Source organism: Pseudomonas sp. TE6283, from assembly GCF_054060555.1.
In genome coordinates, this window is the sequence record NZ_JBSSDH010000040.1 from 1 (window position 1) to 13,528 (window position 13,528).

Sequence of the window (13,528 nt, forward strand, 5' to 3'; positions counted from 1 at the left end):
TTGCCCTTGTCGGGGGGGGGGTGGGTGTGGTTTTATTGCCCCCCACATTTAAAAAAACGCCCCAAATATACCCCCCCCCCGCCCCCCCCCCCCGCCCCCCCCCCCCCCCCCCGGCCCCGCGATCAAGCCGCAATCAATGGGCGAAGATCGACCCGCCCTCCTTGCCCGCCAGCTTCTGCGGCTTGATCAGGAACCGCGCCAGCGCCGGCAGCAGCCACAGGGCGCCGAACATGTTCCACAGCAGCATGAACGTCAGCATAAGGCCCATGTCGGCCTGGAACTTGATGGCCGAGAAGATCCAGGTGCACACGCCGATGGCCAGGCACAGGCCGGTGAACAGCACCGCCTTGCCGGTGGAGCGCAGGGTCTCGTAGTAGGCCTCCTGCAACGGCAGGCCGGCACGCAGGAAGCTCTCCAGGCGGCTGTAGATGTAGATGCCGTAGTCCACGCCGATGCCCACGCCCAGCGCCACCACCGGCAACGTGGCAACCTTCACGCCGATGCCCATGAACGCCATCAGCGCGTTGCCCAGCACCGAGGTCAGCACCAGCGGCAGGACGATGCACAGCGTCGCGGCGAACGAGCGGAAGGTGATCATGCACATCACCGCCACGCAGATGTAGACCAGGATGAGGATGGTCAGCTCGGCCGACTTGATCACCTCGTTGGTGGCCGCCTCGATGCCGGCGTTACCCGCCGCCAGGAGGAACTGCAGGCCTTCCCTGTTGTGGCTGTCGGCAAAGGCCTTGGCCGCGGCGGTGACCCGCTCCAGGGTCTCGGCCTTGTGGTCGTTGAGGAACACCAGCACCGGCGCCAGCGAGCAGTCGGCGTTGTACAGGCCGTCGGCGCGGGCGATGGAGTTGTTGAGGATGTCCGGGTTGCGCGACAGGGTCTCCCATTTCAGGCTGCCCTCGTTCATGCCCTTGATGACCTGTTTCGACACGGTCACCAGAGAGATGGTCGACTGCACCCCCGGGGTGTTGTCCATGGTCCACATCAACTCGTCGATCGGCGCCATGGTCGAGTGGATCGAGCAGCTCTCGGCCGGGGTCTTGACCATGATCACCAGCACGTCGGAACTGGTCGAGTAGTTGCTGATGATGAAGCTGTTGTCCTGGTTGTAGCGCGAGTCCGGGCGCAGCTCCGGCGCGCCCTGGTCGAGGTCGCCGATCTTCAGGTTCTGGCTGTACCAGAGGCCGCCGGCGAAGGCCAGCAGCGCCAGCACCACCGACACCGGCGCCACCTTTGCGCTGGCGAAGTTGGACAGCAGGCGCCAGAACGGGTGCTCGCGGGTGGCGTCCTTCTTGCTGCGGGCGATGGCCTTCTGGCTGATGCCGACGTAGCTGATCGCCACCGGCAGCAGGATCAGGTTGGTGAAGACGATCACCGCCACGCCGATCGAGGCGCCGATGGCCAGCTCGCGGATCACCCCGATGTCGATGATCAGCAGGGTGATGAAGCCCACGGCATCGGCGAGGATGGCGATCATCCCCGGCAGGAACAGCTGGCGGAATGTGCGCCGCGCCGCGGTCAGGGCGTTGTCGGCGTCGCTGGACTGCAGGGCGATGCCGTTGATCTTCTGCACCCCGTGGGAGATGCCGATGGCGAAGATCAGGAACGGCACCAACATCGAGTACGGGTCCAGGCCAAAGCCCACCGCATGCATCAACCCCAACTGCCAGACTACCGCCACCAGGGTGGTGATGAGCACGGCGATGGTGCTGCGGATGCACCAGGTGAACCAGTACAGCAGCGCCCAGGTAATCACCAGCGCCACGCCGAAGAACATCGCCACCATCACCAGGCCGTCGATCAGGTCGCCGACCTTCTTGGCGAAGCCGACGATATGGATCTTGACGTTGGGGTTCTGCGCCTGGAACTTGTCGCGGATCTTCTCTTCCAGCTGGTGCGAGAACTGCTGGTAGTCGAGCTTGACCTGGCGCCCCGGGTCCTGCGGGTCGGGGTAGCTTTCCAGCAGCGGGATGTCGATGATGCTGGACTTGAAGTTGTTGGCCACCAGGCGCCCGACCTGGCCGGACTTGAGCACGTTGTCGCGCAGGGTGTCGAGGCTGTCCTGGGAGCCGTTGTAGGTGTTGGGGATCACCTCGCCGCCGGAAAAGCCTTCTTCGGTGACCTCGCTCCAGCGCACGCTGGGGCTCCACAGCGACTTGAGGCCGGCGCGGTCGACGCCGGGGATGTAGAACACCTCGTCATGGATCTGACGCAGGGTCTCCATATAGTCCTTGTCGAAGATGTCACCCTTGGTCGACTCCACCGACACACGCACGGTGTTGCCGAGGTTGGCCAGGTCGTTGCGGTGCTCGAGCATCTGTTCGATGAACGGATGTTGCAGCGGAATCATCTTCTCGAAGCTGGTGGACGGGCGGATCTGCGTGGCCTGCCAGAACAGGAAGATGCTCACCAGCACGCAGATGGCGATGACAATGGGACGGTTGTTGAAGATCAGGCGTTCCAGCAGGGTGGCCTTGTCCTTGTGCTGCATGTCGAAGCTCTCCCGGCTGGTCATGGACGCGCCTCCTGGGTACCGTCGGCCGAGGCCAGGTGCACGCCCCCTTGCCCGACCAGCAGCAGACCGCCACCGCCCAGGCCGCTGACGCCCGACAGGGCAATGCGATCGGCGCGGTTGCGCACGCTGAAGGTCTGCCCGTCATCATGGCTGCGCAGCACGCTGCCGCCGTTGCCGACCAGCACCAGGCTGCCGTCTTCGAGAAGCGTAGCGCTTGCCAGGCCGAATTCGAGCGGGCCGCGTTCGGCCTTGAGCTCGATCGGCTGCCAGCTGTCGCCGAAGTCGGTGGAGCGGAACAGGTTGCCGCGCAGGCCGTAGGCCAGCAGGGTGTTGGGCTGGGCGGTGCCGATCACGCCGAACAGCGAGCCCTCGTAGGGGCCCTGGACCTTGGTCCAGCTCTGGCCGGCGTCGCTGGAGCGGAACATGCCGCCCTGTTCGCCGACGATGAACAGGCCGGCGTCCTTCACCTGGGTGATGGCGTTGAGGTGCAACTGGTCGGGGTTGTCCAGGCGCTCGGCGACATCCTGCCAGTGCTGGCCGCCATCGAGGGTTTCCAGCAAGGCACCGTAGGCGCCCACGGCGAAGCCGTGCTGCGGGTCGAGGAAACGCACATCGAGCAAGGGGGCTTCGCGGGACAGGTCTTCGAACTGCTTGCTCCAGGTCGCGCCGCCGTCGCTGCTGGCGAGGATCTGCGCGTCATGGCCGACGGCCCAGCCGCGCCTGTCGTCGAGGAAGAACACGGCGGTGAGCAGTTGCCGGGTGGGGACCCGGGCCTGGGTCCAGGTCTTGCCCTGGTCGTCGGAGAACAGGATGTGGCCGCGATCACCGACCACCACCAGGCGCTGCCCGGCTTGGGTGGCGCCGATCAGCAGGCTCTGGCTGGCCTTGGCCGACTCCACCGAGTATTCCTCGGCGGCCACCGCCGCCAGGACATGCCCGGACCCGATCCCCAGCGTCAGCGCCAGCATAGCGCTGGCCGCCAGGCTGTAGCGTGCCCTTGCCCGCTCTCTCATGACTGCCCCCTGTTGTGTTCTTGTGGTGGGTCAATCTATTGCCAGGTACTGCGAAAACCCTGTTCCAGAGCCCTGGAATAGCTTTTGGTCATCGTATCGGGGTTGTTCGGCGGAACACAACGAGCGGGACGTTATGTTTTGTTAACCACGGGAACAATTGGGGCCGCCTTGCGGCCCATCGCGACGCAAGGCCGCTCCCACAGGATATGCGCCAATTCTGCCCTGGCGCCATCCCTGTGGGAGCGGCCTTGCGTCGCGATGGGCTGCGCAGCAGCCCCAATGTCTACCAGGCTTACGCCAGGCTCTTGCTCACCACCTCGTACACATCGCTGGACAGCGCCCCGGACGCGAGAATCCGCTCCAGCTCGCCCTTCATCAGCGCCTGGCGCTTGTCGTCGTACTTGCGCCAGCGGGTCAGCGGGGCGAGTTGACGCGAGGCGATCTGCGGGTTCAGCGCGTTGAGCTCGATCACCAGGTCCGCCAGGAAACGGTACCCCGAACCATCGGCGGCGTGGAAGTTGACCAGGTTCTGACCGGCGAAGGCACCGACCAGCGCGCGCACCTTGTTCGGGTTCTTCAGGGTGAAGGCCGGGTGCTGCATCAACGCCTGGACCCGCGCCAGGCCACCCGGCAGGGTGCTGGCCGCCTGTACGCTGAACCACTGGTCCATGACCAGCGGGTTGTCCTTGAAGTGCTCGGCGAAGGCTTCCAGCGCCTTGGCCCGCTCGGCCTCGAACGGCGAATTGACCAGCACCGCCAGGGCGGTGAGGCGCTCGGTCATGTTGTCGCAGTGCTCGAACTGTTCCAGGGTCGCCTCGAGCACCGGCGCCTTGGCGGTCAGCATCAGGTACGACAGGGCGATGTTCTGCAGGCTGCGGCGGGCGAAATGCTCGGCCGAGGCCACATAGGCGGTCTTGCGCGAGACCTCGCGGTTGGCCTGGTAGCGCGCCCACAGGGCGTCGAACAGCTGCTCGGCGATCTGCTGGCGGGCGAACTCGCGGGCGGCGTGGATCGCATCGACATCGGCCACCTGGCTGATCTCGGTGAGGTACGCCTCGCCCGGCAGCGAAAGCATCTCGGCGACCATGGCCGGGTCCAGCGCCTCATTGCCGAGCACGGTGCCCAATGCAGTGATCAGGCGCTGATCGAGCGTGAGCGCTTCGCCGCGCTGGTGCTGGCCGATCAGTTCCTGCAGCACCTGCACCGACAGCTGCTGGCCCGCTTCCCAGCGGTTGAAGCCATCGCTGTCGTGCTGCATGAGGAACATCAGCTGGTCGCGGTCGTACGGGAAGCTCAGCTTGACCGGCGCGCTGAAGCCGCGCAGCAGCGACGGCAGCGGCTTGGCCTTGATCCCCTCGAAGGTGAAGGTCTGCTCGGCCTCGGTCACCGACAGCACGCGGCTGCTGCCGCCGGCCTGCGCCTCGCCCACCAGGCGCAGCGGCAGGTCGTTGCCTTCGGCGTCCAGCAGGCCCAGGGCCACCGGGATCACGAACGGCAGCTTCTCGACCTTGTCCGGGGTCTGCGGGCAGCTTTGGCGGAAGGTCAGGCTGTAGGTCTGCGCGGCGGCGTCATAGGCCTCGCTGACCTCCAGGCGCGGCGTGCCGGCCTGGCTGTACCAGCGCTTGAACTGGGTCAGGTCGACGCCGTTGGCGTCTTCCATGGCCTTGATGAAGTCGTCGGTGGTCACCGCCTGGCCGTCGTGACGCTCGAAGTACAGGTCGCTGCCCTTGCGGAAGCCCTCGGCGCCCAGCAGGGTATGGACCATGCCCACGACCTCGGCGCCCTTCTCGTACACGGTCAGGGTGTAGAAGTTGGAGATCTCGATGAAACTCGCCGGGCGCACCGGGTGGGCCATGGGGCCGGCATCCTCGGCGAACTGGTGGGTGCGCAGGTAGGCGACATCCTCGATGCGCTTGACCGTGCGCGAGTTCATGTCGGCGCTGAACTCGGCGTCGCGGTACACCGTGAAGCCTTCCTTGAGCGACAGCTGGAACCAGTCGCGGCAGGTCACGCGGTTGCCCGACCAGTTGTGGAAGTACTCGTGGGCGACCACGCCCTCGACCCGCTGGTGGGCGGCGTCGGTGGCGGTCTCGGCGCGGGCCAGCACGCAGCTGGAGTTGAAGATGTTCAGGCCCTTGTTTTCCATGGCGCCCATGTTGAAGTCGTTGACCGCGACGATCATGAAGATGTCCAGGTCGTACTCGCGACCGTAGACTTCCTCGTCCCAGCGCATGGACTTCTTCAGGCTGACCATGGCGTGGTCGCACTTGTCGAGGTTTTCCGGCTCGACGTAGATGCGCAGGGTCACATCGCGGCCTGACTGGCGAACGAACGTGTCTTCCTTGCACCAGAGGTCACCGGCCACCAGCGCGAACAGGTAGGCCGGCTTCTTGAACGGGTCTTCCCAGGTCGCCCAGTGGCGGCCGTCCTCGCCCGGGCCGCTGCCGACCGGGTTGCCGTTGGACAACAGCACCGGGTAGCGATGCTGCTCGGCGATCACCGTGGTGGTGAAGGTGCTCATCACGTCGGGGCGGTCGAGGTAGTAGGTGATCTTGCGAAAGCCCTCGGCCTCGCACTGGGTGCAGAACATCTTGCCGGACTTGTACAGGCCTTCCAGCGCGGTGTTGCTCTCCGGGTGGATCTTCACGCTGGTGTCCAGGGTGAAGCGCTCGCCCTTCGGCTGCACGGTGAGGCTGTCGTCGTCGAGCTGGTAGTCGTTGGCGCCCAGCGCCTGGTCGTCCAGCTGCACGCTCAGCAGTTCCAGGTGCTGGCCATCGAGCACCAGTGGCGGCAGGCCGGCGCCGCGCTCGGGGTTGCGGCGCATGACCAGCTGCGCATGGACCAGGCTGTGGTCCTCGAACAGTTCGAAGGTCAGGTGGGTCTCGTCGATCAGGTACTCGGGGGCCTGATAGTCCTTGAGGTAGATCACTTGCGGTTGTTCGGTACGCATGGTGACGATCCTTTTACTGGAGCACGGCCAGCTGGTAGGCCGTGTACTTGCGAATGTTGATCACGCCGGTGTCGAAGATCAGGTACTGGCCCTTGATGCCCAACAGCGTGCCTTCCACGACCGGGTCCTTGTCGAGGTTGAAGCTGACGATCTTTTTCGGGTAGGCCTCGACCGGGTAGCGCATCTGCACCACCTCGGCGTCGGTCAGCGGCTGGATGGCCTGCAACCCGAAGCGCTCCTGCAGGCCGCGGATGCCGTCGGCGCAGGCGTCGAAGATCTGTTCGCGGATGGCCGGCAGGTCGAGCACCTCGGCGTCGCCCTTGAGCAGCGCGCGCCAGTTGGTGCGATCCGGCACCTGGCTGCGCAGCACGTCCTCGACCAGCCCGGATTGCTGGCGGGTGGCCACGCGCATGATCGGCAGCGCCTGGCTGGCGCCCTGGTCGAGCCAGCGGGTGGGCAGTTGGGTGGCGCGGGTGATGCCGACCTTGATGCCCGACGAGTTGGCCAGGTAGACCACGTGGTCGGTCATGCAGAACTGCTCGCCCCACGAAGGCTCGCGGCAGGTGCCGGCATCGTAGTGGCATTTCTCCGGGGCCATGATGCACACATCGCACTGGGCCAGCTTGGTCATGCACGGGTAGCAGTACCCCTGGCTGAAGCTGGTCTTGGTGCGCTTGCCGCAATGGCTGCAGTGGATCGCGCCGAGGTATTCCAGACGGATCGACTGGCCGATCAGCGGGTTGACCGGCACCTCGGCGTCATCCAGGCGGAAGCTGTATTGAACGACCGGTGCGTCCAGGCGCACCGCCATCTTGCTCAAAGAGCCACGAGCGAGTTCGATCAATGTACCGAGTCCGACTTGAACAGGATGTTGGCGATCGGCGCCGACTTCGAGGCGCACTCCTGCGGGCCCATGTAGCCGGTGCGCTGCTCTTCGGGAAGGTTCTTCATCTCCCAGGCGATCACCGCCTGCAGCGACAGCTCCTTCTGCTCGGCGGTCAGCTTGCGGCCGTCGGACCATTTGCCGATCTCCACGGCCGTCTTCAGGCTCTCGTAGATCTCGGGGGTGATGTTTTCGATCATTTGCGCGAAAGTGGACATGCTGTCTCCTCAGTCAGGCGGACAGTTTACGCCGGGCCAGCGCGCCACCCAAGAGCCCTGTAAGGCATCCGATGAGCAACCCGCCGACATGGGCGGCGTTGGCGATCTGGCCGAAGCCGAGCTGCCCGACCACGCCGCTCAGGCAGATCACCAGCCAGATCAGCATCATCACCAGAACGCCTTTGGGCAGGTTGAACTGCGGATTGGGCGCCAGCCACTGGTACAGCCAGACATGCCCGAGCAAGCCGTAGAGCACCCCGGACAGGCCGCCGAACAAACTCGGGCCGCTGGTGAAATGCTGGGCCAGGTTGGACACCAGGCTGAACAGCAAGGTCAGCCCCAGCAGCATCCACGGCCCCTGGCGCAACTCGATGCGCTTGCCCAGTTCCCAGTACCACAGGCCGTTCATCGCCAGGTGCAGCACGCCGAAATGCAGCAGCATCGGTGACACCAGGCGCCACCATTGGCCTTCGGCCAGGCCCTGAAGCAACGGGGTGAAGTACAGGTAGTCGCCCTGCACCTTGAAGGACAGGAAGGTGAACCAGCCGATGGTCGACAGGTTGTCGCCCAGGCCGGTCACGGCGGCGACCACCAGGCTCAGGATCAGTATCGCGGCGGTGACCTTGCAGGCCAGGGCCTGCTCCTTCAGCGAAGGTGGCGCCGGAGCGACTTCCACGGCTTCGGGCATTGCCTGCAGATCGGCATTGCCGTCAGGGAAACGCCGGTACAACTCGAGCACATCCCCGGCCATGGCCGGCGGCGTCCACAGCACCTGCTCCCCGCCCTCCTCCACCACCCGGTGCGGCACCTGCAGGCGGCGCAGCAAGGCGACGAAACCGCTCAGGTCGACCGCCAGCGGCAGGCGCAGTACTTCGATCACGTTCATTGGCTGGCCTGCGGACGGTCGACGTCGACCCAGACGAACTTGTGCGGGTCGATGCGCGTTTCATCATCCAGGCGGTAGGCTGCCAGCTTGCCGTAGAGCACGGCGCTGTAGTCCAGGCAGGCGAGGTTGGCGCGAATCGGCGCCGGGCGTCCGCTGCGCCAGTAGTGGCCGACGAACAGCAATGGCTCGTCCTCGTCGTAGCGCAGCAGGGCGTTTTTCTGGCTGTGACTGAGGGGCGTGCGTGCCACCTCGTCGGGCAGCGCGTCGGGCTGGAAGACGATGTCGCCGTAGGTCTGCGGGTCTTCCTCCCAGAACTTGGTGCGGAAGAAGGCGCGGGTCAGGCCATCGCCACCGGTCAGCGTCAGGCCGTCCGGCAGGCGCATGTCGGTACCGCGCAGCAGGCGGTTGCACACCGTGGCGGCGAAGCTGCCGGACACCGCCGACGCCTGCACGAAGTGCTCGTCGATACGCCCCGTGGGGTACTGCTGGCGCAGCGGCTCGATCAGGCGCGGGTCCCAGCAGGCGTGCACCAGGCGGAAGCGTCCGGCGTCGACGAACAGCGGCAGCTCATAGAACCACTGGATGAAATCGTGCCAGTCGCCGGGGTGCTGGGCGAACTGGGTGAGGGTCTCGTCGATCAGCCGGGCATGGCGCGGGGTGTGCTCGCGCACGAAGGCCTTGCCACTGCCGGGCAGTGCCGGGGTGACCCAGCCCAGGGCGTTGTACTCGTGGTTGCCCATGATGCAGAAGGCCTGGCCGGCCTCGACCATGTCGTGGACGATGTGCAGCGCCTCGCGGATGCGCGGGCCACGGTCGACGATGTCGCCGAGGAACAGCGCCTGGCGCCGAGGGTGGCGCCAGACCCCGCCGACCCGCTTGTAGCCGAGCGCGTCGAGTAGGCGTTCGAGGGTGAGCGCACAGCCGTGCACGTCACCGATGATGTCGAAACTGCGCGCCGGATCGAGCATCAGTCGTCCCTGCCGCCCAGGCGGCTGCCCCAGCCGAGCTTGGTGCGACAGACCTCATAGTAGTTGTGGTCCAGCGGATGGATCAGGCGCAGCTTCTGCGGCTTCTTGCTCACCGTGATGGTGTCGCCGGGGGCGCAGGTGAAGTGGTTCTGGCCGTCACAGGAGACCTGCGGGTAAATCTGCAGGTCCTTGGACACGACGATCTTCAGCTCGCTGTTACCGTCCACCACGATCGGTCGACCCGACAGCGTGTGCGGGTACATCGGCACGATGACGATGGCGTCGAGCTTGGGGTGCATGATCGGGCCACCGGCCGACAGCGCATAGGCGGTTGAGCCGGTCGGGGTGGCGACGATCAGGCCGTCGGCCTTCTGGCTGCAGACGAACTGGCCGTCGATGTAGATCTCGAACTCGATCATCCGCGTCGACTTGCCCGGGTGCAGCACCACGTCATTAAGCGCATCGCCCTGGCCGATGGCCTCGTGGTGACGGCGCACCTCGGCCTGCAGCAGGAAGCGGTTCTCCACCAGATAGTGGCCGTCGAGCACCTCGGCGACCTTCTCTTCCAGCTCGTCGGGGCGGATGTCGGTGAGAAAACCCAGGTTGCCGCGGTTGATGCCCAGCACCGGGATGTTGTGCCGGGCCAGGGCGCGGGCAGCGCCAAGCAGGCTGCCGTCGCCGCCGACCACGATGACCAGGTCGCAGACCTCGCCCAGCAGCTTGCGCGTGGAGGTCTGCAGGCCGTGGCCGGGCAGGACTTCGGCGATGGTGTCCTCGAGGATCACGTGCAGGTGGCGCTCGAGGAGGAATTTTTTCAGTCGGCGAATGGTGTCGAGCACCTGGGAGCTGCCAAGGCGTCCGATGATACCGATATTGCGAAATTGCTCCATGGTGCTCCTGCAAAGCTCTGCGGCGGGGGTGACAATGCCGGGATTATGGGCGAAAGGACCGGCCAGCGGCAAACCGGCTATGCTCGCTGGATGATGCCCTTCGCCGATCTCGAGTCCCTGCCCCGCCAGCTGCGCCACCCTGCCGTGCGCGACCTGGCCTGGGCGTTGCTGTCGCCACCGCTGCTGGCCCAGGCCGGCTGCCCCCAGCGCCACCCGCTGCTGGGCAGCGCCTGGGCCGATGATCCGCAGCGCCTTGGCCACTGGCTCGCGGCGCTCGACCAGGCGCCCACGCCGCTGCTGAGGTGGCTGACACGCCTGAACAGTCGGCGGCTGGGCTTGTACTACGAAAGCCTTTGGCAGTTCGCCCTGCAGCACGCGCCGGGCATCGAGCTGCTGGCGGCCAACCTGGCAATCCGCGACGGCGGGCGCACCCTGGGTGAACTCGACCTGTTGCTGCGCGACCGTGACGGCGATCATCATCTGGAACTGGCCATCAAGCTCTACCTGGGCCCACCCGTCGACGATGGCCAGGACCCTGCGCACTGGCTCGGCCCCGGCTGCCACGACCGCCTCGGCACCAAGCTGGCGCACCTGGCCGGTCATCAACTGAGGATCTCCGGTCAGCCGCATAGCCGCGAAGCGCTGGATGGCCTGGGTATCGCCGAAGTTCAGGCGCACCTGTGGCTCGGCGGTTATCTGTTCTATCCCTGGCCCGGACATGCCGAGGCGCCTTTGGGTGCTCATCCGACGCATTTGCGCGGGCGCTGGTTGCATCGGCGGGATTGGGCGGATTACCTCGAGCACTGCACCCTCGGACGCTGGCAACCGGTATCCCGGCAGGGGTGGCTGGCACCGGCGCGGGTGGAGGCAGACCGTTGCTGGGCGGCCGAGCAGTTCGACAGCTGGTTGCAAGAACTGGATGAAGTGGCGCCGGCGCAGTTGCTGGTCAGGCTTGAAGAGGCTGGAGACGGTACCTGGCACGAAGCCGAGCGGGTGTTCATGGTGGCAGACAGCTGGCCACACCTTGCGGGGTGATGACCGTGTAGCACGAGGCATTCTTGCCTGCCCATATCAACACAATTTTTACACCGCACCGTTACGATGACAGCCAGGCGCCAGCAAGAGCGCCCTTTCCAACCTGATGACGAGGACTCACCATGGATTCATCCACCCCCGCAGCTCATTACGCGCGGCTGTCGATCGCCCTGCACTGGCTGATGCTGGTGCTGCTGGCCGCCGTCTACGCCTGCATCGAGCTGCGCGGCCTGTTCCCCAAGGGCAGCGCCGAACGCGACCTGATGAAAGACCTGCACTTCATGCTTGGGCTGACGGTGTTCGTGCTGGTCTGGCTGCGCCTGGCCCTGCGCCTGTCGCGCCCCACGCCGCCGATCGTGCCCAGGCCGCCGGCCTGGCAGACAGGCCTGTCGCACCTGGTGCACCTGCTGCTGTACCTGATGATGATCGGCCTGCCGCTGGCCGGTTGGGCGATCCTCAGCGCCGCTGACAAGCCGATCCCGTTCTATGGCCTGGAGCTGCCGGCCATCGTCGCTCCGGATCCGGACTTGAGCAAGTTCATCAAGGGCTGGCACGAGCGTATCGGCAGCTGGGGCTACTGGCTGATCGGCCTGCACGCGCTGGCTGGGCTCTATCACCACTATGTGCGGCGCGACAACACGCTGCTGCGCATGCTGCCCTACAAATAACCGCGTCGTCCCTGCAGGCCTCCGGTGTGCAGGAACACCAGACGGGTGCCGGGGGCGAAGCACCCGGCCTCGACCTGGTCGCGCAGGGCCAGCAGGGCCTTGCCGGTGTAGAGCGCTTCCAGCGGCATGCCGGTTTGCCGTTCGGTGTCGGCGATGAATGCCAGCAGTGCGTCGTCGATACGGGCAAAGCCGCCGCGGCTGGCGTCGTGCAACTGGTAGCCGTGCACGCCGGCCAGCGCCGCGACGGTTTCCGGCACACCGTGATCAAGCGGCACGGCGAGGGCGCCATGGACGGCGTGCCTGCCCGCCTCCTCCAGCACCAGGCCCGCCAGGGTCGTGCCGGTCCCTGCCGCCAGCCACCAGGCGTCGTAGCCCGTCCAGCCGAGCGTTGCCAGTTGCGCCCGGCATTGCTCGACGATCAACCCGCAGCCCTGGGCACCGACCAGGCCGCCACCGCCTTCGGGGATACAGTGCCAACCTGGGTACCTGGCCTGCCAGGGCTGCCAGAAATCGGGCTCATGGCGGGCGCGGTAGCCGCCGAAACCGAGCCAGTGCAGTTCCATGCCCAGGGCTCGCAGGTCCTGTACCGTCGGTGTTTCCTGGGGGTGGCCACGCAGCAGGCCGGCGGTGGCGAAGCCGAAGCGCTTGCCGGCGGCCGCCAGGGCGTGGAGATGGTTGGAATGGTTGCCGCCCAGGCTTATCAGGCCCGGGACATTGGCCGTGCGGGCCTGGAGCAGGTGATGACGCAGCTTGAACCATTTGTTGCCGCTGATCAGTGGGTCGATCAGGTCCAGGCGCAGGACCGCGGCGTTGATTCTCGCGTGGCGTAACCAAGGCAGGTCCAGGCGATGCAGAGGGGCTTGGGGGAGAGAAAAATCAGACATGAAGGCAGTTTATCTGATCGCGCAGATGCAGACGTGCTGCTCGTTGCCGTTGCCGTTGCCGTTGCCGTTGCCGTTGCCGTTGCCGATCAAGAGTCTAGCGCCATAGCCCGCTAGCGACAGCTGCGTCAGCCCAGGCGCCGCCCGTACCTTCGCGACTTCAGGAGGCCGAACGCAGGTCTTGCGCAGGGAGGTGACGGGCATGGATGCCCGTCAAGCGCTGGGGCCCAGGATGGGCCCTGCAGCGCGGTCCTCCCGGGAGCAAGGCCGGATGAATGGAGCGCAGCGTTTTTTGGTTACTTTTGTCCGGCCGGCGCTCCGGGCGTTTGACAAAAAGTGACTCGCCGTAAGGGCGAAAAGGTGACTATGCGTCAGTATAGCTAATGAATGCGCTTACAACTGTGAAAACCCACGCCGATCGCATTTGACTTTGACTTTGACTTTGACTTTGACTTTGACTTTGAGAGAGTGTGTTTTGAAAGCTATATGCGCATTCATTTGCGATGATGGCGCAAAGTCACCTTTCCGCCCTTACGGCGGGTAACTTTTTGAAGGATCAAAAAGTCACCAAAAAATCCTCGCTCCATTCATCCGGCCCCTACGCTTCGC

Annotated in this window: 12 protein-coding genes; 2 read left to right on the forward strand and 10 right to left on the reverse strand. The window is 65.6% G+C overall.

The annotated features are described in order from the left end of the window. Positions 1 to 133: 133 nt before the first annotated feature. From ACVWZ5_RS25355 to ACVWZ5_RS25390, 8 genes are all read right to left on the reverse strand, one after another. Positions 134 to 2,527, reverse strand: coding sequence for an efflux RND transporter permease subunit (locus ACVWZ5_RS25355; RefSeq protein WP_186600751.1), 2,394 nt, complete (start codon positions 2,525 to 2,527; stop codon positions 134 to 136). After that, positions 2,524 to 3,540, reverse strand: coding sequence for a WD40/YVTN/BNR-like repeat-containing protein (locus ACVWZ5_RS25360; protein ID WP_062574657.1), 1,017 nt, complete (start codon positions 3,538 to 3,540; stop codon positions 2,524 to 2,526). Before ACVWZ5_RS25360 ends, ACVWZ5_RS25355 begins: the two co-directional genes overlap by 4 nt. Positions 3,541 to 3,832: 292 nt before the next feature. Beyond that, positions 3,833 to 6,490, reverse strand: coding sequence for an aminopeptidase N (pepN, locus tag ACVWZ5_RS25365; protein WP_084943628.1), 2,658 nt, complete (start codon positions 6,488 to 6,490; stop codon positions 3,833 to 3,835). Positions 6,491 to 6,503: 13 nt separating this feature from the next. After that, the gene (locus tag ACVWZ5_RS25370) at positions 6,504 to 7,334 is read right to left on the reverse strand and encodes a DUF2797 domain-containing protein (RefSeq protein WP_280071518.1); all 831 of its coding nucleotides are present in this window, start codon (positions 7,332 to 7,334) and stop codon (positions 6,504 to 6,506) included. Further along, the gene (locus tag ACVWZ5_RS25375; protein ID WP_011532970.1) at positions 7,331 to 7,591 is read right to left on the reverse strand and encodes a YeaC family protein; all 261 of its coding nucleotides are present in this window, start codon (positions 7,589 to 7,591) and stop codon (positions 7,331 to 7,333) included. Before ACVWZ5_RS25375 ends, ACVWZ5_RS25370 begins: the two co-directional genes overlap by 4 nt. A 13-nt stretch (positions 7,592 to 7,604) precedes the next feature. Beyond that, positions 7,605 to 8,477 (reverse strand): rhomboid family intramembrane serine protease, encoded by an 873-nt coding sequence (locus ACVWZ5_RS25380; RefSeq protein ID WP_280071517.1) that lies wholly within the window; start codon positions 8,475 to 8,477, stop codon positions 7,605 to 7,607. Beyond that, the gene (locus tag ACVWZ5_RS25385) at positions 8,474 to 9,445 is read right to left on the reverse strand and encodes a metallophosphoesterase (protein ID WP_028692913.1); all 972 of its coding nucleotides are present in this window, start codon (positions 9,443 to 9,445) and stop codon (positions 8,474 to 8,476) included. The genes ACVWZ5_RS25380 and ACVWZ5_RS25385 overlap by 4 nt, the downstream gene beginning before the upstream one ends. After that, positions 9,445 to 10,335, reverse strand: a complete 891-nt coding sequence (locus ACVWZ5_RS25390; protein WP_023632574.1) for an NAD(+) kinase — start codon at positions 10,333 to 10,335, stop codon at positions 9,445 to 9,447. Before ACVWZ5_RS25390 ends, ACVWZ5_RS25385 begins: the two co-directional genes overlap by 1 nt. Before the next feature lie 45 nt (positions 10,336 to 10,380). Here ACVWZ5_RS25390 and ACVWZ5_RS25395 point away from each other — a divergent pair, with 45 nt between their 5' ends. Continuing rightward, a complete protein-coding gene (locus ACVWZ5_RS25395; protein WP_280084065.1) occupies positions 10,381 to 11,370 on the forward strand; it encodes a DUF1853 family protein in 990 nt (329 codons plus the stop codon). Between the two features lie 122 nt (positions 11,371 to 11,492). Further along, the gene (locus ACVWZ5_RS25400; RefSeq protein WP_028692911.1) at positions 11,493 to 12,038 is read left to right on the forward strand and encodes a cytochrome b; all 546 of its coding nucleotides are present in this window, start codon (positions 11,493 to 11,495) and stop codon (positions 12,036 to 12,038) included. On the opposite strand, the gene ACVWZ5_RS25405 is transcribed toward ACVWZ5_RS25400, so the two are convergent. Both ACVWZ5_RS25405 and ACVWZ5_RS25410 read right to left on the reverse strand, forming a co-directional pair. Beyond that, the gene (locus tag ACVWZ5_RS25405) at positions 12,029 to 12,922 is read right to left on the reverse strand and encodes a 1-aminocyclopropane-1-carboxylate deaminase/D-cysteine desulfhydrase (protein ID WP_280071391.1); all 894 of its coding nucleotides are present in this window, start codon (positions 12,920 to 12,922) and stop codon (positions 12,029 to 12,031) included. The genes ACVWZ5_RS25400 and ACVWZ5_RS25405 overlap by 10 nt on opposite strands. Positions 12,923 to 12,931: 9 nt before the next feature. Further along, positions 12,932 to 13,123, reverse strand: a complete 192-nt coding sequence (locus ACVWZ5_RS25410) for a hypothetical protein (protein WP_457340940.1) — start codon at positions 13,121 to 13,123, stop codon at positions 12,932 to 12,934. Positions 13,124 to 13,528 lie beyond the last annotated feature (405 nt).